The 25,150-nt window shown below is 61.2% G+C and carries 21 protein-coding genes; 13 read left to right on the top strand and 8 right to left on the bottom strand.

Features of this window, described 5'->3' with window-relative positions; translation table 11 throughout:
• Positions 1-68 precede the first annotated feature (68 nt).
• From SIAM614_RS02825 to SIAM614_RS02835, 3 genes are all read right to left on the bottom strand, one after another.
• On the bottom strand, positions 69-1,268 hold the full coding sequence (locus SIAM614_RS02825; RefSeq protein ID WP_006931918.1) for a substrate-binding domain-containing protein: 1,200 nt from the start codon (positions 1,266-1,268) through the stop codon (positions 69-71).
• Positions 1,269-2,054: 786 nt separating this feature from the next.
• Positions 2,055-3,116 (bottom strand): ABC transporter ATP-binding protein, encoded by a 1,062-nt coding sequence (locus SIAM614_RS02830; RefSeq protein ID WP_006931920.1) that lies wholly within the window; start codon positions 3,114-3,116, stop codon positions 2,055-2,057.
• Positions 3,117-3,143: 27 nt separating this feature from the next.
• On the bottom strand, positions 3,144-3,932 hold the full coding sequence (locus SIAM614_RS02835; protein WP_040438999.1) for an IclR family transcriptional regulator: 789 nt from the start codon (positions 3,930-3,932) through the stop codon (positions 3,144-3,146).
• Positions 3,933-4,050: 118 nt separating this feature from the next.
• Between SIAM614_RS02835 and SIAM614_RS02840 the strand changes: the two genes are divergently transcribed.
• The 9 genes from SIAM614_RS02840 to SIAM614_RS02880 all read left to right on the top strand — a co-directional run bounded on the left by SIAM614_RS02840 (position 4,051) and on the right by SIAM614_RS02880 (position 14,550).
• Positions 4,051-5,310, top strand: a complete 1,260-nt coding sequence (locus SIAM614_RS02840; protein WP_006931925.1) for an ABC transporter substrate-binding protein — start codon at positions 4,051-4,053, stop codon at positions 5,308-5,310.
• An 87-nt stretch (positions 5,311-5,397) separates the two neighbouring features.
• Complete coding sequence (locus tag SIAM614_RS02845) at positions 5,398-6,315, top strand: carbohydrate ABC transporter permease (protein ID WP_006931927.1); 918 nt, start codon at positions 5,398-5,400, stop codon at positions 6,313-6,315.
• A gap of 1 nt (position 6,316) precedes the next feature.
• Positions 6,317-7,165 carry a carbohydrate ABC transporter permease gene (locus SIAM614_RS02850; RefSeq protein ID WP_006931929.1) on the top strand — a complete coding sequence of 283 codons (849 nt, stop codon included), beginning with the start codon at positions 6,317-6,319 and terminating at the stop codon, positions 7,163-7,165.
• Entirely contained in the window at positions 7,162-9,237 is a 2,076-nt protein-coding gene (locus SIAM614_RS02855; protein WP_006931932.1) for an alpha-galactosidase, read from the top strand. Before SIAM614_RS02850 ends, SIAM614_RS02855 begins: the two co-directional genes overlap by 4 nt.
• 61 nt (positions 9,238-9,298) lie before the next feature.
• Positions 9,299-10,063, top strand: a complete 765-nt coding sequence (locus SIAM614_RS02860) for an SDR family NAD(P)-dependent oxidoreductase (protein WP_006931933.1) — start codon at positions 9,299-9,301, stop codon at positions 10,061-10,063.
• Positions 10,060-10,980: a 2-dehydro-3-deoxygalactonokinase gene (locus tag SIAM614_RS02865; protein WP_006931935.1), complete on the top strand. Its 921-nt coding sequence runs from the start codon at positions 10,060-10,062 to the stop codon at positions 10,978-10,980. The genes SIAM614_RS02860 and SIAM614_RS02865 overlap by 4 nt, the downstream gene beginning before the upstream one ends.
• Positions 10,977-11,591: a 2-dehydro-3-deoxy-6-phosphogalactonate aldolase gene (locus SIAM614_RS02870; RefSeq protein ID WP_006931937.1), complete on the top strand. Its 615-nt coding sequence runs from the start codon at positions 10,977-10,979 to the stop codon at positions 11,589-11,591. The genes SIAM614_RS02865 and SIAM614_RS02870 overlap by 4 nt, the downstream gene beginning before the upstream one ends.
• Positions 11,592-11,595: 4 nt before the next feature.
• Positions 11,596-12,435, top strand: coding sequence for an SMP-30/gluconolactonase/LRE family protein (locus SIAM614_RS02875; protein WP_040439139.1), 840 nt, complete (start codon positions 11,596-11,598; stop codon positions 12,433-12,435).
• Positions 12,436-12,648: 213 nt separating this feature from the next.
• Positions 12,649-14,550 carry a beta-galactosidase gene (locus SIAM614_RS02880; protein ID WP_006931942.1) on the top strand — a complete coding sequence of 634 codons (1,902 nt, stop codon included), beginning with the start codon at positions 12,649-12,651 and terminating at the stop codon, positions 14,548-14,550.
• A gap of 590 nt (positions 14,551-15,140) precedes the next feature.
• Here SIAM614_RS02880 and SIAM614_RS02885 read toward each other — a convergent pair.
• From SIAM614_RS02885 to iolG, 5 genes are all read right to left on the bottom strand, one after another.
• Entirely contained in the window at positions 15,141-15,818 is a 678-nt protein-coding gene (locus tag SIAM614_RS02885; protein WP_157139653.1) for a DsbA family oxidoreductase, read from the bottom strand.
• Between the two features lie 153 nt (positions 15,819-15,971).
• Complete coding sequence (locus SIAM614_RS02890) at positions 15,972-17,861, bottom strand: monovalent cation:proton antiporter-2 (CPA2) family protein (RefSeq protein ID WP_006931946.1); 1,890 nt, start codon at positions 17,859-17,861, stop codon at positions 15,972-15,974.
• Positions 17,861-18,478 (bottom strand): NAD(P)H-dependent oxidoreductase, encoded by a 618-nt coding sequence (locus SIAM614_RS02895; protein WP_006931948.1) that lies wholly within the window; start codon positions 18,476-18,478, stop codon positions 17,861-17,863. Before SIAM614_RS02895 ends, SIAM614_RS02890 begins: the two co-directional genes overlap by 1 nt.
• A 189-nt stretch (positions 18,479-18,667) precedes the next feature.
• Complete coding sequence (locus SIAM614_RS02900) at positions 18,668-19,801, bottom strand: Gfo/Idh/MocA family protein (protein WP_006931950.1); 1,134 nt, start codon at positions 19,799-19,801, stop codon at positions 18,668-18,670.
• Between the two features lie 175 nt (positions 19,802-19,976).
• A complete protein-coding gene (gene iolG, locus SIAM614_RS02905; RefSeq protein ID WP_006931952.1) occupies positions 19,977-20,975 on the bottom strand; it encodes an inositol 2-dehydrogenase in 999 nt (332 codons plus the stop codon).
• 117 nt (positions 20,976-21,092) lie between these two features.
• Between iolG and SIAM614_RS02910 the strand changes: the two genes are divergently transcribed.
• The 4 genes from SIAM614_RS02910 (at position 21,093) to SIAM614_RS02925 (ending at position 25,123) form a co-directional block, all read left to right on the top strand.
• The gene (locus SIAM614_RS02910) at positions 21,093-21,959 is read left to right on the top strand and encodes a MurR/RpiR family transcriptional regulator (RefSeq protein WP_006931953.1); all 867 of its coding nucleotides are present in this window, start codon (positions 21,093-21,095) and stop codon (positions 21,957-21,959) included.
• A gap of 145 nt (positions 21,960-22,104) precedes the next feature.
• Positions 22,105-23,046 (top strand): sugar ABC transporter substrate-binding protein, encoded by a 942-nt coding sequence (locus SIAM614_RS02915; protein WP_006931955.1) that lies wholly within the window; start codon positions 22,105-22,107, stop codon positions 23,044-23,046.
• A 168-nt stretch (positions 23,047-23,214) separates the two neighbouring features.
• A complete protein-coding gene (locus tag SIAM614_RS02920; protein WP_006931957.1) occupies positions 23,215-24,342 on the top strand; it encodes an ABC transporter permease in 1,128 nt (375 codons plus the stop codon).
• 1 nt (position 24,343) lies between these two features.
• On the top strand, positions 24,344-25,123 hold the full coding sequence (locus SIAM614_RS02925; protein WP_006931959.1) for an ATP-binding cassette domain-containing protein: 780 nt from the start codon (positions 24,344-24,346) through the stop codon (positions 25,121-25,123).
• Positions 25,124-25,150 lie beyond the last annotated feature (27 nt).

Below are 25,150 nucleotides of genomic sequence, written 5' to 3' on the forward strand. Positions count from 1 at the left end.
TCGGCCGGGCAATTTTTGGTCTTGGGGCCACGCAGGCGAAGCTGAAGGCTCCACCGCGTCCTGATTACTTACTGGTTGCGCACCGGGATGTTCATGTCCTCGATTTTCAACTCGCGCACCAGTTCCGGGATGCCCCATTCGACATCCGGGTCGACCTTGATCTTGAAGTGATACATGGACTGGAGAGCCTGGTGATCTTCCGCCCGGAACATCATCTTGCCCTTCGGCGTTTCGAACTCCATGCCTTCCATGGCCGTGATCAGGTCTTCGGTCTCCGTGGAACCTGCCTCGCGGATCGCCTCCACAATCGCAATGCCGGCCGACATGCCGCCCGCGGTGAAGAAGTCCGGCGGCGCGTCGAAGCGCTTCTGGTGCTCTGCCACCAGCCAGTCGTTCACCGGGTTCTTCGGGATCTCGTAGTAATAGTAGGTCGCGCCTTCCATGCCCGGCAGTTCCTTGTAGGCCGCCATAGCCGCCAGGATGTTACCGCCCGTGGCAATCTCGACACCGAAGCGCTCCGGCTCCATTGCCTTGATCTTGCTGATCGGATTGCCGCCACCGGCCCAGATCACGAACAGGAACTTGCGGCCCGGCTCGTCCTTCAGGGCATCAAAGACGCGCTGTGCGTTGGCGGTGAAATCCTTGGTATCGGTCGGAGCATATTCCTCGAACACCAGCTTGGCACCGGTGCCTTCCAGCGCTTCCTTGAAGGCGGCGACGCCATCACGGCCGAAGGCATAGTCCTGCGCCAGCGTCGCGATGGAAACACCTTCCTGACCAAGTGCGACAGCGTTGGAAATCGCGTCCTGGGACGAGTTGCGCGCGGTGCGGAAAATGTAGCGGTTCCAGTTCTCACCGGTGATGCTGTCGGCCACCGCCGGCTCCACCAGAAGCACCTTCTCGTATTCTTCGGCGACCGGCAGCATGGCCAGCGCAACGCCGGAGGAGACGGGGCCGACAGCGATATCGACTTCATCGTCACCATAGGCTTCCGCCAGCGCAGCCTTGCCGATATCCGGCTTCAGCTGTGTGTCCTTCTCGATGACCACGATCTTGCGGCCGTCGATTTCCATGGTGCCGTCGGTGGCATATTCGAGGCCCATCATCAGGCCGGTATGCGACTGTTTCGCATAAGCCTCCAGGGCACCGGTCTTGCCGTAGACATGGGCGATCTTGATATCGTCGGCCTGGGCGCCGGCAATCCCGGCAGCCGCCACGCTGATGCCAGCCAGAAGCGGCACGGCCCAGCGGAAAACGCGTTTCGTCATGAATTCTCCTCCCGTTGCGCGAAAGGCCGGAAAACCTGCAAAGCCGCTCCCACGGCCTCCACAGGGCAACATCATCGCCTGACGCTGGAATATATGACACATGAATCAGTATTCATGTCAAGGCAAGATACGTGTCCAGATCAGCCGCCTCTCCGGGCTGGTCATCGGTGAGTGTAACTTGTGCCGGAACGCGATGGCGCAGGACCGCGAGCGGTGGCGCGACGCGTGGCAGTCATCTGATAAAGGCTGTCTGAGGTATTATGATGACAGAAGGAAAAGATCGGCCCTGACAGGAGAGCCGCGAAATTTGCCTAAGATCAGCCCAACGCCCACTAGACCAATACTGCGAAAGCGGCCCGCAGATCAGAAGCCTTGCACCACGGCATGAGTGAATAAGCTTGTTCGCAATTGCCGGCGCAATCCGGCTTCCAGCGACAACCAAGCACTCCCGAGGTCGCAGACGCCAACACAGATGTCATCTCCGCGAAAGCGGAGAGCCAGGACTCCTCATCGGCACATCATTGCGCGATATGAGCTGCCCAGGTGTCCTGGATCCCGGCTCGCGCTGCGCTTGGCCGGGACGACAATCGGAGGGGGTTGCGTTCTTCACCCTCGTTCGGGGATCTGCCGGTAAAGGGTGAACGAGAGCGAACTCTTTTTCGAACGAGAAGACGCGCCAAAGGCGCGACTGATAGCTGGATTCCGGATCGACGTTCGGCTTTGCCTCACTTGTCCGGAATGACGTGCGGAAGGCGGTTCCCGCCTGGGCTGACGGGCTCGGCGAGACTACCGCAGCCGCTGTTCCGTCTTCGCATCGAAGAACAGCGCCGTAGCTGGATCGAAGTCGATCGCGACAGTGCCATCAGAAACAGGCGCATCCTCGCCCTTGGTTTCCACGATCACACGCTCGCCCGTCGGGCAGATGAGATAGGAATAGGCGACACCGCCAAGCTGCTCGCACAGATCGACCTTCGCCCCTTCCTGTGCAGGCGAGACTTTAAGATGCTGCGGGCGCAGACCGACCAACACCTTCTCGCCCTTGGCGGGCAGCGCGACCGAGGTCGGTACAGAAACGCCGCCGAACGCAGCAATGCTGACAGCGCCGTCTCCGGCGATCCCTTCAACGAAATTCATACTGGGGGAACCGATGAAACCGGCGACAAACCTGTTGTCCGGATCGGAATAGAGCTGCATCGGCGAGCCGACCTGCTCGATAATGCCGCCGCGCAGCACCACGATCTTGTCGGCCAGCGTCATCGCTTCGACCTGATCGTGAGTCACGTAGATCATCGTCGCGCCGATATCCTTGTGCAGGCGGGCGATTTCAACGCGCATGTCGACACGCAGTTCCGCATCCAGGTTGGAAAGCGGCTCATCGAACAGGAACACTTCCGGTCCGCGCACAATGGCCCGGCCGATGGCGACGCGCTGGCGCTGCCCACCGGAAAGCGCCTTCGGCTTGCGTTTCAGATAGGGATCGAGCTTCAGGATGCGGCTAGCTTCGGCAACCTTGGTCTGGATCTCGGCCTTGGGATGACCGTTCATCTTCAGGCCAAAGCCCATGTTCTCTTCAACCGTCATATGCGGGTAAAGCGCATAGGTCTGGAACACCATGGCCACGCCCCGCTCGGCCGGGTCCGACCTGGTCACGTCCCGGCCACCAATCTCGATCCTGCCGTCGGTCGTTTCCTCCAACCCGGCGATCATGCGCAGGAGCGTGGATTTGCCACAGCCGGACGGACCGACAAAAACGCAGAATTCGCCATCCTGGATCTGAAGGTCCACTCCGTGGATCACTTCCAGATCGCCATATTTCTTGACGGCTTTTGTCAGTGTGACGCCAGACATGTAATTCTCTCTCCCTTGGGATTCTTGTTAGGCAGGGAACTGCCAGTCCTCGACTGCCGCCGCGATCTTCGAAGCCGCATCCAGCAGCGCGGGCCGCGCCTCCAGAAGCTGTTCCAGGCTCTTGCGCTGCGTGGACGTGGTAACGGAAAGCGCCCCGACCGGCCGCCCCTTGGACGACAGGATCGGCGCTGCAATGCAGATGATGCCCGGCTCGTGTTCCTCACGGTCGTAGGACAGGCCCTCTTCGCGGATCTTTTCCAGATCGGCTCGCAATTCGGCCTCGCTGGCCAGCGTTGCCGGGGTGTATCGATAGAACGACTGCTTCTTCAAGACGTGATCGAGTTCCGCCGGCTCCAGAAAAGCCATCAGGGCCTTGCCGACCCCGGTGCAATAGGCCGGTCCGACCTTGCCCGCCTGGGAAAACATGTCGATGGCGTTGGTCGGATTGCGCTTGTCGACATAAAGCACCTGCCCGCTGTCGAGCTGCGCCAGGTGCACGGTTTCGCCGACCGCTTCCGACAAGGCATTGATGAAGGGACGCGCAATCGGCGCGATGGAGCTTTGCCGCCAGGCCGCATGCGCCAGCCGAACCAGGCGAATACCCAGCGAATAGGTCTGCTGGCGCTCGTCGTAAGCCAGCATGCCCTGGCTCACCAGCGTCTGCAGCAACCGGTACAGCGTCGCCTTGGGATGGGTGCTTTCGGACAGGAGTTCGGAAAAACGCACGGGCCGGCCGACAGCCGCTACCTTGTCCAGCACTTCCAGCGCCTTGCCGACCGTGCCGTCACCGGTTGATGACCCCGCCTGTTTGTTCATGAGCTCCTCCATAGGCCCGTTTCTTGTTGTCGAGCCTGTTGACAACTTATCGCCTTCGCATCAAAGTATCAATATACAAAACTAAGTTTCACATAATGGAACCTAAAGGGAGGACACCATGCGTTCCATGCTGAAAACGTCCGTAGCGGCATTTGTCATGTTGGCAGCCGCGATGGGCGCAGCTTCTGCTGACGGCCTGACCGGCAATCTGAAAATCTTTCTCGACACATCGAACCCGGCGCCACGCGCGACCATGGAAGAGCTGATCGCTCAGTTCCAGGAAAAGAATCCGGAGCTGAACATCGAGACGACGGTGATTGACCGGGAAGCGTACAAGACCCAGATCCGCAACTTCCTGACGGCAAATGCGCCGGACGTTGCCACATGGTATGCAGCCAACCGGATGCGGCCCTACGTGGAGGCCGGCCTTTTCGAGGACGTTTCCGACCTGTGGGCGGACCCGGCCATCGGCGACAACCTCGCCTCGACCAAAGGCGCGATGACCATCGACGGCAAGCAGTGGGGCGTGCCCTACACCTACTATCAGTGGGGCGTTTACTACCGCAAAGACATCTTCGACGAGCTTGGCCTGTCCGAACCCACCACCTGGGAAGAGGAGAAGGCGAACTGCCAGAAGATCATCGATGCCGGCAAGAAGTGCTACACCATCGGCACCAAGTTCCTCTGGACCGCTGGCGGCTGGTTCGACTACCTGAACATGCGCACCAACGGCTTCGACTTCCACATGGACCTGCTCACGGGCAAGGCCTCCTGGAAGTCCGACGAAGTCCGCAAGACCTTCGCCAACTGGCGCGAGCTCATCGACATGGGTGCCTTCATCGACAACCACCAGACCTACTCCTGGCAGGAAGCCCTGCCGTTCATGGTCAAGGGCGATGCGGCCGCTTACCTGATGGGCAACTTCGCAGTGGCGCCGCTGCGCGAAGCCGGCCTTTCTGATGACCAGATCGATTTCTACCAGTTCGTGGAAATCACGCCGGGCATCGCCAAGGCGGAAGACGCACCAACGGACACCTTCCACATCCCGGCCAATGCTGAGAACAAGGAAAACGCGCGCGAGTTCCTGAAGTTCGCGGTCTCTCCGGACGTCCAGACCTGGATCAACGACGGCAAGCATCTCGGCCAGTTGCCGGTGAACGCCAAGTCGTCGGTGGACGATGACAAGTTCCTGGAACAGGGCTTTGAAATGCTGTCGACGAATTCGCCAGGCGGCGTTGCCCAGTTCTTCGACCGCGATGCTCCGGCTGAAATGGCAAAGGTTGCCATGGAAGGCCTGCAGGAATTCATGGTCAAGCCGGACAACCTGGACAAGATCCTGGACCGTTTGGACCGTGCCCAGGAGCGTATCTACAAATAAGGTCTGCTTTTGCATGACCGGACAGGGGGCAACCGCTCCCTGTCCTCTTTTCCGGTATACGCCGACGACTCACGAAGAGTTCCGAAAATGGCCCAAGCATCCGTCACCGAGACCCGCCAGAGTTCCTGGTGGCATCGCAACCAGCAACAGCTGACACCCTGGCTGTTCCTGGCTCCCGGGATCCTATTCTTCCTGTTCTATGTGATCTTCCCGATTTTCCAGTCGTTCAACCTGTCGCTCTACGAGTGGGACGGTTTGGGCCAGGCGGAATTTGTCGGGCTCTACAATTACGAGGAACTCTACTGGGATGACGCGTTCTACACCTCGCTGAAGAACAACGTCATCTGGTTGCTGCTCTATCTGCTTGCCATTCCGGCAGGTCTGTTCATCGCGCTGTTCCTGAACCAGACCGTCACCGGAATCCGGCTCTACAAATCCCTGTTCTTCTTTCCCTTCGTGATCTCCCAGGTCGTTGTCGGCCTGGTGTTCACCTGGTTCTACGACCCGACATTCGGCATCCTCAACGTTCTTCTTGGCGCAGTCGGCCTGCCGCCACTCAACGTTCTGGGAGACGAGAACTGGGTCACCGTCGGCATCATCGTCGCGGGCCTCTGGCCCCAGACCGCCTATTGCATGATCCTCTATCTCACCGGCCTCAACGCGGTTGACCCGGAACAGATCGAGGCCGGACGCCTCGACGGCGCCAAGGGCTGGCGCATGCTCTGGTACATCATCGTGCCGCAACTTCGCCCGGCCACCTTCATCGCCTTCGTCGTCACCATCATCGGCGCGTTGCGCTCCTTCGACCTGATTTCGATCATGACCAACGGCGGGCCCTTCGGCGCCAGCCGTGTGCTCAGCTTCTACATGTTCGAAGTGGCGCTCTCCGAATACGGTTTCCGCATGGGCTATGGCGCGGCCATTGCCGTGGTGCTGTTCCTGATCATGCTGGCCTTCATCGCCTACTTCCTCTGGTCGATGTACAAAGAAGAAAAGGCGCGCTGACATGTTCCCGACACCGATCGAACGCACGTCCCGCTCCTGGCAGATCACCTATCAGACGCTGCTGCCGCTGGCGCTGATCCTGTGGCTGCTGCCGCTGATTGCGGTCGCCATCTTCTCCGTCAAGCCGGACTCGGATTTCTCCAACGCCAACTACTGGGGCTGGCCGTCGTCCTTCGAGGGCTTCACCAACTACGCGCTGGTCTTCACCGGTTCGGACATGCCGCAGTATCTCCTGAACTCGTTCAAGATCACCATCCCGACGGTGATCGGCGCGGTCGCTCTGTCGTGCATGACCGGCTTTGCCCTCGGCATCTACAAGTTCAAGGCCAATATCTGGATCTTCTTCATGTTCGTGGCCGGCAACTTCGTGCCGTTCCAGATCCTGATGGTACCTGTGCGCGACCTGACCCTGCAGATGGGCCTCTACAACACCATCACCGGCCTGGTGCTGTTCCATATCGCTTTCCAGACCGGCTTCTGCACGCTCTTCATGCGCAACTTCATCCGCGCCCTGCCCTTCGAACTTATCGAGGCGGCCCGCGTTGAGGGTGTCTCCGAATGGCGGATCTTCTGGTATGTGGTACTGCCGCTGATGAAGCCGGCCATCGCCGCCCTGTCGGTGCTGATCTTCACCTTCATCTGGAACGACTATTTCTGGGCCGTGGTGCTGACGCAGGGTGTTGAAAGCCAGCCCGTTACGGCAGGCATCACCTCCTTCAACGCCCAGTACCGCGCCGCCTATCACCTGATGAGCGCCGGTTCCATCGTGGCCGCCCTGCCGCCTGTCGCGATGTTCTTCCTGATGCAACGCCACTTTATTGCAGGCCTCACACTCGGAGCTGTGAAATGATCCGCACCTGGCATCTTCAAGATGACAGACAGAGCCTGGTTCTCGCCAGCTTCGACAATCGATTGCCGGAAGCCGTCTACTGGGGGCCCGCCCTTCCCACTGGCGAAAACCTGGAGACGCTTTCGGCAGCCGCGCTCGCCGATGTCGCCGCTGGCATGGTCGACCGCAATGCAGGCCTGAGCCTGTGCCCGGAAGCCTCCGAAAGCTTCCCAGGCCAAACCGGCCTGACTGCCAGGGACAGAGCCGGCGCCCCGCTCATGCCGAGTTGCCGGTTCGAAAGCGAAGCAACTTCAGAGCATGGCCTGACGCTTGTCTTCGCCGACAAGAGCCTCGACCTCTCTCTGGTGTTCGATCTGGTCCTGACACCGGAAACGTCCCTGCTGAAATTGCAGACGCGGCTGGAATGCGCGGACGAGATCACGGTCGACTGGCTGGCCGCTCCGGTTCTGCCGGTGCCGGCCCACACCGACGAAATGATCGAGTTTTCCGGCCGCTGGTGCGCGGAATTCCTGACGCGCCGCCTGCCCTTTGCGCCCGGCGCCCGCGTCCGCGACAACCGCACGGGCCGCACCGACCATGCTCATTTTCCGGGCCTGATCGTCTGCGGTGCCGGAACATCCAACACGGTGGGCGAGGCTTTCGCGTTTCACTACGGTTGGTCCGGTGGTCACAAGATGGTGGCCGAGGAACTTGCCGACGGTCGCCGCCAGGTCCAGTTCGGCCACGCCACTGCCAGCCTGGCCAGCGGACGCCATTTCGTCAGCGCACCGCTTTACGCCACCTATTCTGACACCGGCTTCAACGGTGCTGCTGTGCGGTTCCAGCGCCATGCCCGCGATCACGTGGTTCACGGGGCCCGCATGCCTCGCCCGGTGCACTACAATTGCTGGGAAGCGGTCTATTTCAAACACGACCTCGAAGAGCTCAAAGCCATCGCCTGCCGTGCGGCGGACCTGGGCGCCGAGCGGTTTGTGCTGGACGACGGCTGGTTTGGCCGCCGGGATGACGACACCTCGTCTCTGGGCGACTGGGTGATCGACAAACGCAAGTACCCGGACGGTCTCACCCCGCTGATCGACCATATCAAGGTGCTCGGCATGGAGTTCGGCATCTGGTTCGAGCCGGAAATGGTCAATGAGGACAGCGATCTCTACCGCGCTCATCCGGACTGGGTTCTCGGGCATGCCGACCAGATCCGCGGACGCCAGCAGCTTGTGCTGGACATGTCCCGTCAGGAGGTTCGCGACTATCTTTACGCCCATATCGCCGACGTCCTGCAAAACAACGACATCGGCTACATCAAATGGGATCACAACCGCATCCTGCCGGTGGTCGATGCCCGGCAGGCCGAAGGCTATTACGAGTTGGTCGACCGTCTGCGGGCGGACTTTCCCGGAGTGGAGATCGAAAGCTGCTCATCTGGCGGGGGACGCATCGATTTCGGCGTTCTGGAGCGCACGCACCGGGTCTGGCTTTCGGACAGCAACGACGCGCTGGAACGCCAGCGTATCCAGCATGATGCCGCCCTGTTCCTGCCCGCTTCCGTAACCGGCTCTCACGTCGGCCCCCGTCACTGCCATACCTCCGGCCGCACGCTCGACATCCGTCTGCGCGCCTGGACCGCGGCGCAACGTCATATGGGTTTCGAGATGGACCCGCGCGAACTGACGGAAGACGAAGCTGCCATTTTGCGTGAGGTGACGAGCTGGTGGAAAGCCAACCGGGACTGGATGATGCAGGCCGATATCCTGCGGCTCGACAGCACCGACCCGGCGGTGATAGCCGAACAGCAGCTTTCACGCGACGGTGGCCAATTCGTCGCCTTCGCCGCGCTGACGCGCCCAAGCGACCAGATCCTGCCACGCCCCTTGAGACTGACCGGACTGGACCCGCAAGCCAGATACAGGATATCTGTCGTCAATCGGGACGAAGCACCCCGGCTGTCTCGCGGCGCGCCTCTCCTGAAAACCCAAGACCTTGAAGCCAGTGGACAATATCTGATGTCCCACGGGCTGACGCTCCCCTGGAGGTTCCCCGAAACGCTCTGGGTTGTGGAAGGCAAACGTATTTGAGTAACGTTACTCAAAACGAACCGATTTCGGCTGCGGCCACCAAGACAATTGAGGAAGTGCCATGTACGCAACATACCCGGATCTCGACAATGCATCGGTTTTCATCACCGGTGGCGGCTCCGGAATTGGCGCGGCGCTGACCGAAGGGTTCCTGCGGCAGGGCGCAAAAGTTGCCTTTGTGCAGCGCTCCGATGCAGCGCCCTTCTGCGACGAGATGGAACAGAAATACGGCCGCCGTCCGCTGTTCCTGCCGTGTGACATCACCGACATGACCGCCCTCAAGGCCGCGATGGATCAGGCGGCCGAAACCCATGGCCCGATCACCGTTCTGGTCAACAACGCCGCCAACGACAAACGCCACAAGACCGAAGAGGTCGACGAGGCGTTCTGGGACTGGTCCGTGGCCATCAACCTGAAGGCCTATTTCTTCGCCTGCCAGCATGTCATCGCCGGCATGCGCGCCGCCGGCGGTGGCTCGATCGTCAACTTCTCGTCCATTTCCTACATGATGGGCAATGCCGGTTACCCGGTCTACACCACCGCCAATTCCGGCATCAACGGCATGACCCGCAGCCTTGCCCGCGAGTTCGGCCCGGAGAACATCCGCGTCAACGCAATCGCCCCGGGCTGGGTTCTGACCCAGAAACAGAAGGACATGTGGGTGACGCCGGAAGGTCTGGCGGCCCACATCGACCGGCAGTGCCTGAAGGTTGAACTGCAGCCGGAAGACATGGTCGATCCGGTCCTGTTCCTGGCCTCCCAAACCAGCAAGGCCATGACCGGCCAGGCCCTGGTCGTGGATGGCGGCGTGGTGGTGACGGGATGACCACGCACCCAAAAGCATCCTGGATCGCAGCGGATTGGGGCACCACCAATCTGCGCATCTGGGCGCTTGACGAAACCGGCGGCATCCTGGCCCATCGAAGCTCGGACAAGGGCATGGGCCGGTTGGAGAAACCGGACTTCGAACCCGCCCTGATCGAACTGGCCGGAGACCTCCTGAAGGAGGGCGTGGCCACTCCTGTGATCGTCTGTGGTATGGCCGGGTCCCGTCAGGGCTGGGCCGAAGCCCCCTATATGACCGCTCCCTGCGCGCCGCCGTCGATCCGGAACGCCACCCGTGTGGACGCAGCCGACCCGCGCCTCGATGTGCGCATCCTGCCCGGTATCAAGCAGCTTTCTCCGCCCGACGTCATGCGCGGCGAGGAAACGCAAATCGCAGGTTTCCTGGCGGACAATCAGACCTATTCCGGCACCCTCTGCCTGCCTGGTACACACACCAAGTGGGTCTCCCTCAAGGACGGACGGATCGAGCGGTTCCGCACCTTTATGACAGGAGAAACCTTCGCGCTTCTGTCCAGGCACTCGGTGCTGCGGCACGGCCTTTCCGCCGATGAGCTTGACAGTGCGGCCTTTGCCGCTGCGGCCGAACACAGTTTCAATGCGCCCGAAGCGCTGACTGCCGATCTCTTCGGCGTGCGTGCTGCCGGTCTCGTCGCGGACCTTGGCCCGGCGCAGGCCAGCGGCAGATTGTCGGGCCTTCTGATCGGCGCCGAACTTGCCGCCGTCAGCCGCGACTTCGACCTCGGCAACACAGCCCTTCTGGGCAGCGACAAGATCGCCGGTGCCTATCACGCAGCCCTCTCCCAACTCGGGCACGCCTCCAGGCTGCTCGACGCCGAGACCATTACCTTGAAGGGTCTGACCCTGGCCTATTCCTCCTACGAACCGGAGCATTCATGAGCCGTAACCTGATTGCCATCCTGCGCGGTCTGACCCCGGACGAAGCCTTGCCCGTTACCGAATGCCTGATTGCCGCCGGCATCACCCGTATCGAGGTTCCCCTCAACTCGCCGGACCCGCTTGTCAGCATTGCCGCCATGGCCAAGGCCTTTTCCGCAAAGGCGGAAATCGGCGCAGGCACCGTGCTGGCACCCGAGCAGGTGCGCGATGTCAAGAACGCCGGCGGCACGCTGGTTGTTTCCCCCGACTGCAACCCGGATGTCATCAAGGCGACCAAGGCAGAAGGCATGTCTTCCTTTCCCGGTGTGATGACGCCGAGCGAGTGCTTCACGGCCCTGCGCAGCGGGGCAGATGGCCTCAAGTTCTTCCCTGCCTCGCTCATCGGCCCGGATGGATTGAAAGCGATGTCGGCGGTATTGCCGAAGGGCACCGCGACCTATGCCGTCGGCGGGGCAGGCCCGGATAATTTCGGTGACTGGATCAAGGCCGGGGCGGCCGGTTTCGGCATTGGCACGGCTTTGTTCAAACCCGGTTTCAGCGTTGCCGAAATCAGCGACCGGGCCGAAAAAATCGTCGCCGCCTATGACGCGGCCGTTGCAGCATCCAGGTGATTTCATGAGCACAGTTTTCGACGAGCGCCAGTGCACCCTTGGTGAGGGACCGCTTTGGCACCCTGAACGCCAGCAACTGTTCTGGTTCGACATCCTGAACAAGCGGCTGCTGAGCCGCGACAACGGCACCGAGAAAACCTGGCAGTTCGATGAATATGTCTCTGCTGCCGGCTGGGTTAGCCGGGCTGAACTCCTGATCGCGAGTTCTTCCAGATTGTTCCTGTTCAATCTGGAAACGGAAGCCTCCGCAAAGATCTGCGACCTTGAAGCCGACAACGCAATCACGCGGTCCAACGACGGCCGCGCCGATCCCAAGGGCGGTTTCTGGATCGGCACCATGGGCTTTGGTGCAGAAAAGGGTGCCGGATCGATCTACCGCTATTACAAGGGCGAACTGCGCAAGCTGTTTTCCGGCATCACCATTTCCAACGCCATCTGCTTTTCACCGGATGGCAACACGGCCTATTTCGCCGACACCGACACCTTGACCATCCAGCAGGTCGCTCTGGATGCCGAAGGCTGGCCTGCGGCCAACCCGACCCTGTTCACAGACCTGTCTTCCGACGGGTTCAATCCGGACGGTGCGGTGATCGACAGCGAGGGATATCTGTGGAACGCCCATTGGGGCGCGAGCCATGTCGCCCGCTACAGCCCGGACGGCAAATTCGCCGAGGCAATTTCCATGCCCGCAAAACAGATCTCCTGTCCGGCGTTTGGCGGTGCGGATCTGCAGACCCTCTTTGCAACATCTGCCGCCGACGGCCTGACTGGCGAAGCCGAAGGCAAGACCTATTTCGCTCAGGTGAAGGTGCGCGGGCAGAGTGAGCACAGGGTCGTCCTGTAACAGCCGTTCGCCATCTTTGCCCGGAACGCTGTCCCGGACGGAGCGCAGTGAAGGCCGTGGTCCTGGTTTTCCGGGCGGCGGCAAATGCCATGAATTCAACGGACTTGTGAAAAAGTCCCGGATCCCCGCAGTCGCGGGACGGACACGGAAAATGAAGCAACGCCTCCCCCCTCGCAGGAGCGTTGCCGAACCATCAAGCAGTGAGCATCCATCATGAAACGCACTCTTGGCACCTGCTATTATCCGGAACACTGGCCGGAAGAGATCTGGGAAGCCGATGCCCGCCGGATGGCGGAAACCGGGCTGACATGGATCCGCATCGGTGAGTTCGCCTGGTCGCGCCTTGAGCCCGGCCCCGGCGACCTGCGCTTCGAGTGGCTGGACCGGGCCATCGAGACCCTCGGCCAAGCCGGACTGAAGGTCGTGCTCGGCACACCAACTGCAACGCCGCCGCGCTGGGTCGTCGACAAGCATCCCGACATGGTCGCGGTCGATGCCGATGGCAAACCGCGCAAGTTCGGCTCCCGCCGCCACTACTGCTTTTCGCACGAGGGTTTTCGTCAGGAGAGCGACCGGATCGTCAAGCTCGTCGCCGAGCATTACGGCAACAATCCGCATGTCGCCGCCTGGCAGACCGACAACGAATATGGCTGCCACGACACCATCCTCTCCTATTCGGGTGCTGCCCGAAAGGCGTTCCGGGTCTGGCTGAAGCAGCGTTACGGCTCCATCGAGGCGCTCAACCGCGCCTGGGGCAACGTCTTCTGGTCTATGGAGTATCTCTCCTTTGACGAGATCGACCTGCCGAACCTGACCGTGACCGAACCGAACCCTTCGCACACGCTTGCCTTCCGGCGGTTCTCGTCCGATCAGGTGGTTACCTTCAACAAGCGTCAGGTCGATATCATCCGGGCGCATTCCAATGCACCGATCAGCCACAACTACATGGGCCGGGTAACTGATTTCGACCACTTCAAGGTCGGCGACGATCTGGAAATTGCCACCTGGGACAGCTATCCGCTCGGCTTTCTGGAAGACCGCGTCGGCGCGAATGATGCCCATCAGCGGGCCTTCATGCGCCAGGGCGATCCGGACTTCCAGGCCTTCCACCACGATCTTTACCGCGCTGTCGGCAAGGGCCGCTGGTGGGTGATGGAACAGCAGCCGGGACCGGTGAACTGGGCGCCCCATAACCCGGCCCCGCTGCCGGGCATGATGCGGCTCTGGGCCTGGGAAGCCTATGCCCATGGCGCGGAAGCCGTGTGCTATTTCCGCTGGCGCCAGGCGCCCTTTGCCCAGGAACAGATGCATGCCGGCATGCTGCGCCCGGACAATGCCGATGCACCTGCCCTTCTGGAGGCCCGCAAGGTAGCAGACGAATTGCGTGATGCGCCCAACGTCTCGGCCCCACAGGCTCCCGTCGCGCTGATCTTCGACTATGACGCGGATTTCGCCTGGACCACCCAGCCGCACGGCAAGGAGCTTTCCTACTTCCAGCTTGTATTCGACACCTACAAGGCCTTGCGCAAGCTCGGACTTTCGGTCGACATCCTGCGCGGTGAAACCCGAGATTTCTCCGGATACAAGATCGTCGCCCTGCCCGGCCTGATCTACGTACCGCAGGATTTGAAAAAGGCGCTTGCGGAAACGGAGGCCCTGGTGGTGATGGGCCCGCGCACGGCCGCCCGCAACGCCGACATGGTCATTCCCGTGCCCTTGCCACCCGACATGCCTGGCCTCGATCTTGCTGTCTCACGCGTTGAAAGCCTGCGCCCGGATATGCCGATGCCGCTCAAGGGCGGTGGCGCCTTCACCGGCTACCGCGAGGAACTGGAAGGCGCTGGGGAAGTCATCCTTGAACTGGAAGACGGCCAACCCGCCGCCTACCGCCAGGAGCATCTTGTCTATCTCGGCGGCTGGGGCGACGAAACCGTGCTGAAGCGGCTCTACACCATGCTGTGCAAGGAAGCCGGGATCGACACACTCGACCTTACCGGCGGCGTCCGCTGCCGCATGACCGACGGTGTCAGGATCTGGACCAATTACGGCGCAGAACCTGCCGACACACCGGCCGGCCGGATCGAAGCTGCAGGGGTGTTGTTCGAAAAGCTCTAGGAAAATAGAGGCTTTACCCTGGGTGGGGTTAGAGAACCAAGCTCTTCCTCCTCCCCGTCATTGCAGGACATGATCCTGCAATCCATGCCGCGACAACGCCTCAAACCGAGACCCGTCGAGCAGAACCGGAACGGCGTGGATGCCATGGTCGAGCCATGGCATGACGAGTGGGTGGGCTGTGTTTCTTAACCTGACACCTGCAGTCACGACGCGCTGAGTTGAAGTCGCCAACAACCGTCCCCACCGCGTCATTGCAGGACTTGATCCTGCAATCCATGCCGTGCCATCGCCTTCAACCAAGGCCCGTTGAGCGAAACCGGAACGGCGTGGATGCCATGGTCGAGCCATGGCATGACGAGTGGGTGAGCTGTGGTTCATAACCTGACACCCGCAGTCACGACGCGCTGAGTTGAAGACGCGAAAAACCGTCCCCACCGCGTCATTGCAGGACCTGATCCTGCAATCCATGCCGTGCCATCGCCTCAAACCGAGGCCTCTCGAGCGGAACCGGAACGGCGTGGATGCCATGGTCGAGCCATGGCATGACGAAGAAATTGGACGATCTGAAGGTTATCTCCAAGGCTATGCCGTCAGGCCGCCTTGCCCTTTGTCAGTTCGGTGATGATGGCCGCGAAATTGTCGACGCCCTGCGCGCCTGAAACCAGGTGCTGACGTTCGAAGATGACCGCCGGAACGCCGTGGATGCCGTTGCCGGTCCAGAAGGCTTCTTCCGCGCGCACGATTTCGGCAAACCGGCCATCTTTCAGAACCGCGAGGGCTTCAGCGCGGTCCAGGCCGACGCTTTCGGCCACATCCGCCAGCACCTGATCGCTGTGAACGTCCTTGCCGTAGCGGAAATAGGCCTGGAACAGGGCCATCTTCAACGCATGCTCCTTGCTGCTCTCGCCAGCCCAATGGATCAGCTGGTGCGCCTTGAACGTGTTCACCATGCGCATGTCGTCGGTAAACCTGAAGTCGAAACCGAGGCTTGCCCCGAGCTCCGTCAGCCTATCCCGCGCCGCCTGGGATTGCTCCGCGCTGGAGCCGTATTTGCGCATGATGTGCTCTCGCAGGTTCTCCCCCTCGGCAACCATGTCCGGATTGAGTTCGAACGGATGCCACTTGATGGCGGCCGAAACGCCGGTGCGGGCGATGGCCTGTTCAAGCTGCTTGAAGCCGACGATGCACCACGGGCAGACCACGTCGGACACGATGTCGATCTGCAGAACGTCATCGAGGCCGGTCGTGTCGGTGTCTTGTGAAGTCATGATGTTTCCTTTGCCGGCGCTGTCAGCCGAAGTCCGGCAAGCGCCATTGTCTGTCTTTCGCTGCATATAGGAGCCGCAGCCGCACGGGAAAAGGCGACGGTTACCGACGGGTAACCGCCTTTTCCGGTCAACTAGCTGCGTTCTGTCTCTCTTTCACAGGGTCTGATCGCCTTTCGGCGGCGGCGTCCAGCCGCGCTCCATGCCTTCCGTACGATCCCCGCCCCGGTCAACCTGCATGATTTCGAACAGGGTTTCGGAATGGGCGCGCATGGCATCGATATAGGAGGTATCGACACCGCCATCGTTGAAGTTCCCGCGAAGGTCATCAAGCATCGCAATGTCGTGATGCCGGAACTCCCGCGTCTTGGTGCGGGCCCGGAACGGATGGAAGCCCAGTTCAATCAATGCCTGGCGGCTTAGCGCGAGCGCCCCTTCGAAGACTTCCCGTTCGGCAAAATGAGCACCGGCATTTTCCAGTTCATAGACGTGATGCCGGTCGCGGGCACGGGCAAGAATCCGAACCTTCGGATAGGTCCTGGCGACATGTTCCACCAGCTTTGTCTGCTTGTCGCGATCGTCCAGCGCGGCAATGAAGAGGTCGGCATCATCCAGCCCGGCACCGTGCAGGAGGTCCGGCCGGGTTGCATCGCCATAAAAGGTCTGAATGCCGATCCTTCGCAGGTTCTCGATCGTCTGCGGATCATGATCGAGAATGATCACGTCATAGCCGCTGGTCAGCAGCAGCCGCGAGACGATCTGCCCGAAGCGGCCCATGCCCGCGACAACGACGCGGCCGCGCCGGTCGATGACATCCGGCTCCCGGTCCGTTTTGGCAAAGGCACGCGGAGCGACGATTTTTTCGTAGAAGATGAACAAGGCAGGCGTCAGCAGCATGGAAACCGCCACGACCAGGGTCATGGTCTGGATCAGGGCCGGTTCCAGAACGCCGCTGCCGGAAGCAAAGCCGAAGAGAACGAAGGCAAACTCCCCGGCCTGGGCAAGACCGAGCGCAAACAGCCAAAGGTCAGGCCCCTGGAGACGGAACAAGGCCCCCAGCAGGAAGAGCACCACAAACTTGACCGCAATCAACCCGAGCGCAAGGCCGAGGATCGTCAGGGGAGCGCCGAACAGGAGACCGAAATCGATCCCCGCCCCCACTGTCAGAAAGAACAGGCCAAGCAACAGGCCCTTGAACGGTTCGATGTCGCTTTCGAGCTCATGACGGTAATCGCTGTCGGACAGGACCACCCCGGCAAGGAAGGTTCCAAGCGCCGGCGACAGGCCGACAAAATCCATCACCAGCGCAATTCCGATAACCAGCAGCAACGCCGTTGCCGTGAAGATTTCCCGCAAGCGCGCTTCGGCAATGAACCGGAAGACGGGCCGCAGCAGATGGCGGCCGGTCAGAATGATCGCCGCAATCACCGCCAGAATGATCAGCGCCTGCGCCCAACCCGGCAGGGCAGCAAGAGCTTCGCCGCCATGACCGGCGCTCTGGCCGTGATCCTCCGCAGCGGCGCCGCCGCCGTGCCCGCCGAGGGCAAGCAGAGGCAACACGACCAGCATCGGAATGACCGCGATATCCTGGGTCAGCAACACCGAGAAGGAACTCTGCCCGCCCTGTGTTTTCAGCCAGCCTTTCTCGTTAAGTGTCTGCAAGACGATGGCGGTGGAGGAAAGCGACAGGATCATGCCGAGTGCCAGGGCGTTCTGCCACTGAAGACCGAACGCCAGACCGGCCCCGGCAAAGGCAAGAGCCGTCCCGACAACCTGCAAGCCGCCAAGCCCGATCAGTTGCTGGCGCATTTTCCAGAGCATGGCAGGCCGCAGTTCCAGCCCGACCAGGAACAGCATCATCACCACGCCGAATTCGGCAAAATGCTGAACGTCGGCCGCCTCCGACCCGACAATGCCGATCACCGGTCCGATCACCACACCGGCGATCAGATAGCCGAGCACAGATCCGAGGCCGAGGCGGTTTGCAATCGGCACCGCAATGACGGCCGCACACAGATAGACGAAGGCTTCGCTGAGTAGCGCCATCAGACCGCCTCCCCTGTCAACAGAAAGCTCTCCAGCTCGCCGGACAGCACAGGCGCCGCAGCTGCCTTTTGAAGATCCAGCCGGCCACTGACGAGTGCCTTCAAGAGCTTTTCATAACCAAGACGATGGCTTTCCAACCGGCTTTCCTCCAGGGCCCGCCCCGCTCCGAACAGCGCAAAGGGGGCGAGATAACGCATGCCGCAGAGGTCCGCCGTCTTTTCGAAAGGCCCCAGCAGACTGCGCAATTCGGCATGGTTCATACCCGTTTGCGAGTAGGCATCCTGTTTGGCACCGGTCGTCACCGCGTTCAGGAAGATCTTGCCATGCAGCGCCTTGCCTTCATGGCCATAGGCAAAGCCATGTTCCAGCACCAGATCCAGCCACTCTTTCATGAGGGCCGGGGCTGAATACCAGTAGAGCGGATGCTGGAAGACAATCACCTCATGCGCCCGCAGGCGATCCTGCTCCCGGTCGATGTCGATGCTGAAATCCGGATAGTCCGCATAAAGATCGACGGCGGTGACACCCTCGATCGATCGCGCGGTTTCAAACAGTGGCAGGTTGATTTCCGACCTGTGCGGACGCGGATGCGCAAAGAAAACGATTACCTTGGGCAAGAAAATCTCCTGGATCTGAGCAAGCCCGCAGAGCCGGCAATGCCTTCCAGGCGAGGCTGACCAACGGTCTGTATTCCGCAAAGTTTATAGGGATCATTGCCGACAGATAAAGGGCGCGAACAGGAACCAGCCTGTTCGCGCCCATCGAACAATAACCGTCAAGGGGAAATGTCATTATCGCCGGCGGCGTCAACCCACCTTCGAGACCTGCACCCGGCCGCCGGTCTGACCGGCTTCGGCGATTGCATGGATCACCGCCTCGAAATGAAGCGCTTCGCGGAAAGACGGCACCGCGTTGCGGCCTTCGGCAATTGCCGTCAGGAATTCATGAACTTCGATCACCTTCAGATCGTTGAAGCCGAGCTGGTGACCCGCAGCCGGAACGAACTGGCCGTACGGCGGATGGGCCGGTCCGGTCAGCAGTGTCTTGAAGCCCTGTTCGGCAGCTTCACCCCGGTTCTGGTAAAGCCGGAGTTCGTTCATGCGCTCCTGATCAAAGGTGATCATGCCTTCGGCTCCATGCACCTCGAAGGCGATGTAGCTCTTGCGGCCCCAGGCGCTGCGCGATGTCGAGACAACCCCATGGACACCGTTTTCGAAGGTCAGCAGCGCAGAGGCGATGTCTTCGTTTTCAACCGGACGGCGCTCGGTTGAACCGTCCCCCATGGGCCGCGTTTCGTGAACAGTCTTCGTTTCAGCGATCAGGCTTTCGACCGGCCCCACGAGGGCCGTTGCCAGCGAGATCAGGTGGCAACCAAGGTCGCCCAGCGTGCCGAGGCCCGCGTCGGCCTTGGTGGCCCGCCAGGTCCAGGCGAGGTCCGGGTCAGCCTGATAGTCTTCATCGACCATCCCCCGGAAATGCACGATCCGGCCGATGGCCCCGTCCGCGATGAGTTTGCGGGCATGGGAAATCGCCGGATTGTGCAGGTAGTTGTATCCGACGATGGTTTTCGCCCCCGTCCTTTCGGCAACGGCCAGCATCTGCCTGGCGTCCTCCAGGCTGAGCGCCATCGGCTTTTCCAGGTGCACATGCTTGCCCGCCTCAAGCGCGGCAAGCGCCATCTCCTTGTGCACCTTGTTGGGGGTGGTGATGCAGACGATATCGACCTTCGGATCCGCAATCAGATCTTTCCAGTCGCTGGTTGCCCTTGCAAAGCCGAACTGGTCGGCAAAGGCTTCGGCCTTGTCCGCCGGAACGTCGCACAGCACTTCCAGGCGGGTCGCCGGCACATCGCCGAACACCGCCTTCACCGAACCATAGGCAAGCGCATGGCATTTGCCCATGAAACCGGTGCCGATCAATCCGATACCGAGACTTGTCATGTAATCCGATCCTCGTGAACGCCGTCAAGCGGGCCGCCACGCCCTTCTGCCTCATCCTGAGGAGGACCTTCAGGTCCGTCTCGAAGGATGGGCGGCTCCCACAGGAGCGAGCGGCCCATCCTTCGAGACAGCGCTCGCGCGCTTCCTCAGGATGAGGTGATGCTTGTTCCGATGCTTAAACCTCGTCCATGCCGACAGCACGGCGTTCGGCGACGGACTTGAGGGCGGCTTCCGCCAGGGCGAGCGCCTTCAGGCCGTCCTCACCGCTGGGAGACGGCGCCGTGCCGGTTTCGATGGCCTCGACAAAGGCGGTGATTTCCGCCGCATAGGCTTCCGTGTAGCGGGTCATGAAGAAATCATGCAGCGGCGGACGGGTGTAACCGGCCTCAGTCGCCACTTCGATGGACACCGGACGCTGGTTTTCCGCACTGACCACACCCTTGGAGCCGTGGACCTCTATCCGCTGGTCGTAGCCATAGGTTGCCCGGCGCGAGTTGGAGATCGAGCATTGCTTGCCGGAGGCCGTTGTCAGCACCACGGTGGCGCTGTCGTAATCGCCCAGCTTGCCGATTTCCGGATCGACCAGAACCGACGCTGTAGCGTAAACGGTGGTGACTTCATCGCCCAGCAGGAAGCGGGCCATGTCGAAATCGTGGATCGTCATGTCGCGGAAGATCCCGCCGGACGACGTGATGTAGGACGGCGGCGGAGCGCCCGGATCACGCGAGGTGATCTGCACCATTTCCACGTCCCCGATCCGGCCTTCGTCGATGGCGGCACGCACGGCGCGGAAATGCGGATCGAAGCGGCGGTTGAAACCGAGCATCAGGGTCGCGCCGAGGTCTTCGACCGTCTTCAGGCAGGCCTTCACGCGGTCCAGTGACAGATCGACCGGCTTTTCGCAGAAGATCGCCTTGCCTGCCCGTGCGAATTTCTCAATGAGATCCGCGTGGGTGTCGGTCGGCGTGCAGATGACCACCGCATCGACATCACCTGCACCTGCGATCTCGTCGATGGTGCTGACGCGTGCGCCATAGGCCGCCGCAAGTGTTTCGGCAGCTTCCGGGAAAGCGTCCGCAACCGCGACAAGCGTCGCGCCGGCGGCCGCGCCAATGGCCTTTGCATGCACTTTACCGATACGTCCGGCCCCTAGCAGGGCGACATTGACGGCCATGATACTTCCTCCCGGATGACATGTGGCAGAGCGGATTGAACCAGCGCTTGCCAATTTAGAATAAAAATTCCAAAATCATTTTCGACGGAATGTGTCAAGCCGGAAAAGAAGAAGACAATGAATGACGCCTCGCCCGATCCTGACAAGGACCCCAACCTCGCTTCCGCCGAAATCCTTGCCCCGCCTCAGTCCATCGACGCGTTTTTCGCCCGTCTCGGCAGCACTGCGGACAGACTGCCCAAACGTCTGAAACAATTCGCGAACTACATTGCAGCCAATCCAGACAAGGTGGCGGTTTCCACCGTTGCCGAACTTGCCGAGGGCGCTGATGTGCAACCGTCCGCGGTGATGCGTTTCTGCCAGGAAATGGGTTTTTCCGGTTTTTCGCAAATGCAGAAGCTGTTCCGCTCCGATTATTCGCAGAAGTGGCCGGACTACGCCACCCGCCTCGCCAAATTGCGCGAACACGGCACTGAGTCCCCCTCCGCCCTTCTGGCTGAATTCGTCGAGGTTGGCCGGGCGTCCCTGGAAAACCTGCTGACAACCGTCGACCCCATCGCCCTTCAACAGGCGGTCGATGTGCTGGCCCGCGCCGAGACAATTCACATGATCGGCTTCCGCAGGGCCTTCCCGGTCACGTCCTATCTCGCTTATGCCTTCGAAAAGATGGACGTTCCCGCCGTTCTCCATTCCGGCATCGCCAACATAAACATGGAACACCTGATCCGGCCGAACGATGCCGTGATCGCGGTGACGTTTGCGCCTTACACCGAAATGACCATCGACATGGCCACCAAGGCCCGTGCCAGCGGCGCCGATATTGTCGCCATCACGGATGTGGTCACCAGCCCGCTCGCGCGCCTCAAGGCGATTCAGCTTCTGGTCTCTGAACTGGACGTCGGCGCCTTCCGGGCCCTGTCCGCAAGTCTCTCTCTGGCCATTGCTCTCGCGGTTTCCGTCGGGGCGCAGAGGAACCGGATGTGAGATTTATGGAAAAAATCTGTTGCGCTCAGATCAAAATGGAATTTATATTCCAAATGCGGCGACGGACAGCCGGAGCCGCCACAGACTTCTGATGACGCGGGTGGGATTGTTTGAGGCCCGCGGTCCACGTTCTGGGAGGAACACCATGAAGAAGACACTTATCGCGATGGCGGCTGCCGCCGTTGCCTTCACCGGGCTTGCCGCTCCGGCTTCCGCTGACGGAGAACGTTTCGTTCTGGTCAGCCATGCGCCGGACAGCGACAGCTGGTGGAACACGATCAAGAACGCCATTGCCGTTGCCGGCGACCAGATGGGCGTCGAAGTGGAATACCGCAACCCGCCGACGGGTGACCTTGCCGACATGGCCCGCATCATCGAGCAGGCGGCTGCGTCCAACCCGAACGGCATCATCGCGACGATCGCCGACTACGACGTTCTGAGCGGCCCGCTGTCCAATGCGGTTGCCAAGGGCATTCCGGTCATCACCATCAACTCCGGCACCGAAGAGCAGTCCAAGGAAATCGGCGCTCTGATGCATGTCGGCCAGCCGGAATACGATGCCGGCAAGGGAGCAGGCGAAAAGGCCAAGGCGGCCGGCGTCACCAGCTTCCTTTGCGTGAACCACTACATCACCAACCCGGCGTCGGTTGAACGGTGCCAGGGCTATGCCGACGCACTGGGCGTCGAACTCGGCAACCAGATGATCGACAGCGGCCAGGACCCGGCTGAAATCAAGTCCAAGGTCATGGCCTATCTGCAGGGCAACCCGGACACCAACGGCATCCTGACCCTCGGGCCGACCTCCGCCCACCCGACACTGGCAGCGCTGGAAGACATGGGCAAATCCGGCACCATCCACTTCGGCACCTTCGACATTTCCGGCGAAATCGCTGAAGCCATCAAGGGTGACGTGATTGCCTTTGCCATCGACCAGCAGCCTTACCTGCAGGGCTACCTGCCGGTCGTCATCCTGACGAACCTGGCGCGTTACGGCGTGGTTCCGGGCAACTCCATCAACTCCGGTCCGGGTTTCGTGACCAAGGGCAACATTGCCCTGGTGGAAAAATACGCCGGCGAATACCGCTAAGGTGACCGGCCGCCACGTGCGGCCCAGCGGAGAGGCGGCTTCCGCCTCTCCAATGCAACAGACACACCCGCGCACCCCGAAGGGGACGCGCTGAATTCCAGAACACTGTTCTGCGGCCGGGCCGCATACTGGACGCGGCCGGCCACCCCGGCACGCAGGAGGAGACCTATGGCTGAGACACAATCGGCAGCCGCCCCTCAGAAAGACGAGCGCATCCGCGAAATGTCGCCCATGCGCAAAGCCCTGATCCGCCCGGAACTGGGCGCGATCTGCGGCACCATCCTCGTTTTCATGTTCTTTCTCGGCATCGCCAGCGACAGCGGCATGTTCGCCCCCGAAGGCATCATCAACTGGGGCACAGTCTCTGCCCAGTTCGCCATCATCGCCGTCGGCGCCTGCCTCCTGATGATCGCAGGCGAGTTCGACCTCTCCGTCGGCTCCATGATCGGCTTTTCCGGCATCATCATCGCACTCATCACCGTGCAATGGGGGTTTCCGGCCTGGTTCGGCATCCTGGTCGCTTTCGCCATGGCACTGGCCATCGGCGCGCTCAACGGTTACCTCGTCATCAAGACCGGCCTGCCCTCCTTCATCGTCACCCTCGCCTTTCTCTACATTCTGCGCGGCCTGACGATCTTCATTTCCATCGCCACCACCCGCAAGACCATCATCGGCGGTGTGCGTGAAGCGGCAGAGGGCGATCCGATTGCCTGGATCTTTGGCGGCAAGGTCTTTTCCGGCCTGTTTGTCTGGCTGGCCGATCTCGGCATCGTCGGCAAGTTCGTAGCCGGCCCGAAAGCCGGCCAGCCGGTGGTCGAAGGCATTCCGATGCTGATGATCTGGGCACTCATCCTGATCGTGTTCGGCCACATCCTTCTCACCCGCACCCGCTTCGGCAACTGGATCTTCGCCGCCGGCGGCGACACCCAGGCCGCGCGCTACGTCGGCGTGCCGGTGAACCGGGTCAAGATCCTGATGTTCATGTTCTCAGCCTTCTGCGCCACCATTTTCGCCACCTGCCAGGTGATGGAATTCGGCTCAGCCGCAGCCGACCGCGGCCTGTTGAAGGAATTCGAAGCCATCATTTCCGTGGTCATCGGCGGTGCGCTTCTCACCGGCGGCTACGGCTCGGTGGTTGGCGCAGCGCTCGGCGCGCTGATCTTCGGCGTCGTCCAGCAGGGCCTTTTCTTCGCCGGGGTCGAAAGCTCTCTCTTCCGGGTTTTCCTCGGTGTCATCCTGCTGCTCGCGGTGATCCTCAACACCTACATCCGCCGCATGATCACGGGGGAAAGATAAGATGTCCGACAATCTGATCGAACTCGTCGATATCGAGAAACACTTCGGCCCGGTGATCGCCCTGAACGGTGTCTCCGTTTCCGTGAAGGCAGGCGAATGCCACTGCCTTCTAGGCGACAATGGCGCGGGCAAGTCCACCTTCATCAAGACCATGTCCGGCGTCCACAAGCCGACCAGGGGCAAGATCCTGATGGAAGGCAAGGAAGTCAGCTTCGACAGCCCGCGCGATGCCATGGAAGCCGGCATCGCGACGGTCTATCAGGACCTGGCGATGATCCCGTTGATGTCGGTTACCCGGAACTTCTGGATGGGCCGTGAACCGCAGAAGCGCTTCGGCCCGTTCAAGTTCTTCGATTTTTCCCAGGCCAATGAGGTCACCATGACCGAAATGGCCAAGATGGGCATTCACCTCCGCTCGCCGGACCAGGCGGTTGGCACCCTCTCCGGCGGTGAACGCCAGACAGTGGCGATTTCCCGCGCCGTCTTCTTCGGTGCCAAGGTGCTGATCCTGGACGAGCCGACGTCGGCCTTGGGTGTGCGCCAGACCTCCAACGTTCTGGCGACCATCGACAAGGTCCGCCAGAAAGGCATCGGCGTTGTCTTCATCACCCACAACGTGCGCCATGCCATGGCTGTGGGCGACAGGTTCACGGTGCTCAACCGCGGCAAGACACTTGGCACCGCAGAGCGCGGGGACATAAAAGCGGAAGAACTTCAGGACCTGATGGCCGGTGGCCAGGAACTGGCGGAACTGGAAGGTTCGCTCGGCGGCACCATCTGACGGGCTGAATGAAAAACGGAATGTGCA

This window comes from Roseibium aggregatum IAM 12614 (assembly GCF_000168975.1).
GTDB lineage: Bacteria > Pseudomonadota > Alphaproteobacteria > Rhizobiales > Stappiaceae > Roseibium > Roseibium aggregatum.

Excerpts from the sequence above, each read along its gene's own strand:
- SIAM614_RS02825 (WP_006931918.1), bottom strand. The coding sequence starts at position 1,268 with ATGACGAAACGCGTTTTCCGCTGGGCCGTGCCGCTTCTGGCTGGCATC.
- SIAM614_RS02830 (WP_006931920.1), bottom strand. The coding sequence starts at position 3,116 with ATGTCTGGCGTCACACTGACAAAAGCCGTCAAGAAATATGGCGATCTG.
- SIAM614_RS02835 (WP_040438999.1), bottom strand. The coding sequence starts at position 3,932 with ATGAACAAACAGGCGGGGTCATCAACCGGTGACGGCACGGTCGGCAAG.
- SIAM614_RS02840 (WP_006931925.1), top strand. The coding sequence starts at position 4,051 with ATGCGTTCCATGCTGAAAACGTCCGTAGCGGCATTTGTCATGTTGGCA.
- SIAM614_RS02845 (WP_006931927.1), top strand. The coding sequence starts at position 5,398 with ATGGCCCAAGCATCCGTCACCGAGACCCGCCAGAGTTCCTGGTGGCAT.
- SIAM614_RS02850 (WP_006931929.1), top strand. The coding sequence starts at position 6,317 with ATGTTCCCGACACCGATCGAACGCACGTCCCGCTCCTGGCAGATCACC.
- SIAM614_RS02855 (WP_006931932.1), top strand. The coding sequence starts at position 7,162 with ATGATCCGCACCTGGCATCTTCAAGATGACAGACAGAGCCTGGTTCTC.
- SIAM614_RS02860 (WP_006931933.1), top strand. The coding sequence starts at position 9,299 with ATGTACGCAACATACCCGGATCTCGACAATGCATCGGTTTTCATCACC.
- SIAM614_RS02865 (WP_006931935.1), top strand. The coding sequence starts at position 10,060 with ATGACCACGCACCCAAAAGCATCCTGGATCGCAGCGGATTGGGGCACC.
- SIAM614_RS02870 (WP_006931937.1), top strand. The coding sequence starts at position 10,977 with ATGAGCCGTAACCTGATTGCCATCCTGCGCGGTCTGACCCCGGACGAA.
- SIAM614_RS02875 (WP_040439139.1), top strand. The coding sequence starts at position 11,596 with ATGAGCACAGTTTTCGACGAGCGCCAGTGCACCCTTGGTGAGGGACCG.
- SIAM614_RS02880 (WP_006931942.1), top strand. The coding sequence starts at position 12,649 with ATGAAACGCACTCTTGGCACCTGCTATTATCCGGAACACTGGCCGGAA.
- SIAM614_RS02885 (WP_157139653.1), bottom strand. The coding sequence starts at position 15,818 with ATGACTTCACAAGACACCGACACGACCGGCCTCGATGACGTTCTGCAG.
- SIAM614_RS02890 (WP_006931946.1), bottom strand. The coding sequence starts at position 17,861 with ATGGCGCTACTCAGCGAAGCCTTCGTCTATCTGTGTGCGGCCGTCATT.
- SIAM614_RS02900 (WP_006931950.1), bottom strand. The coding sequence starts at position 19,801 with ATGACAAGTCTCGGTATCGGATTGATCGGCACCGGTTTCATGGGCAAA.
- iolG (WP_006931952.1), bottom strand. The coding sequence starts at position 20,975 with ATGGCCGTCAATGTCGCCCTGCTAGGGGCCGGACGTATCGGTAAAGTG.
- SIAM614_RS02910 (WP_006931953.1), top strand. The coding sequence starts at position 21,093 with ATGAATGACGCCTCGCCCGATCCTGACAAGGACCCCAACCTCGCTTCC.
- SIAM614_RS02915 (WP_006931955.1), top strand. The coding sequence starts at position 22,105 with ATGAAGAAGACACTTATCGCGATGGCGGCTGCCGCCGTTGCCTTCACC.
- SIAM614_RS02920 (WP_006931957.1), top strand. The coding sequence starts at position 23,215 with ATGGCTGAGACACAATCGGCAGCCGCCCCTCAGAAAGACGAGCGCATC.
- SIAM614_RS02925 (WP_006931959.1), top strand. The coding sequence starts at position 24,344 with ATGTCCGACAATCTGATCGAACTCGTCGATATCGAGAAACACTTCGGC.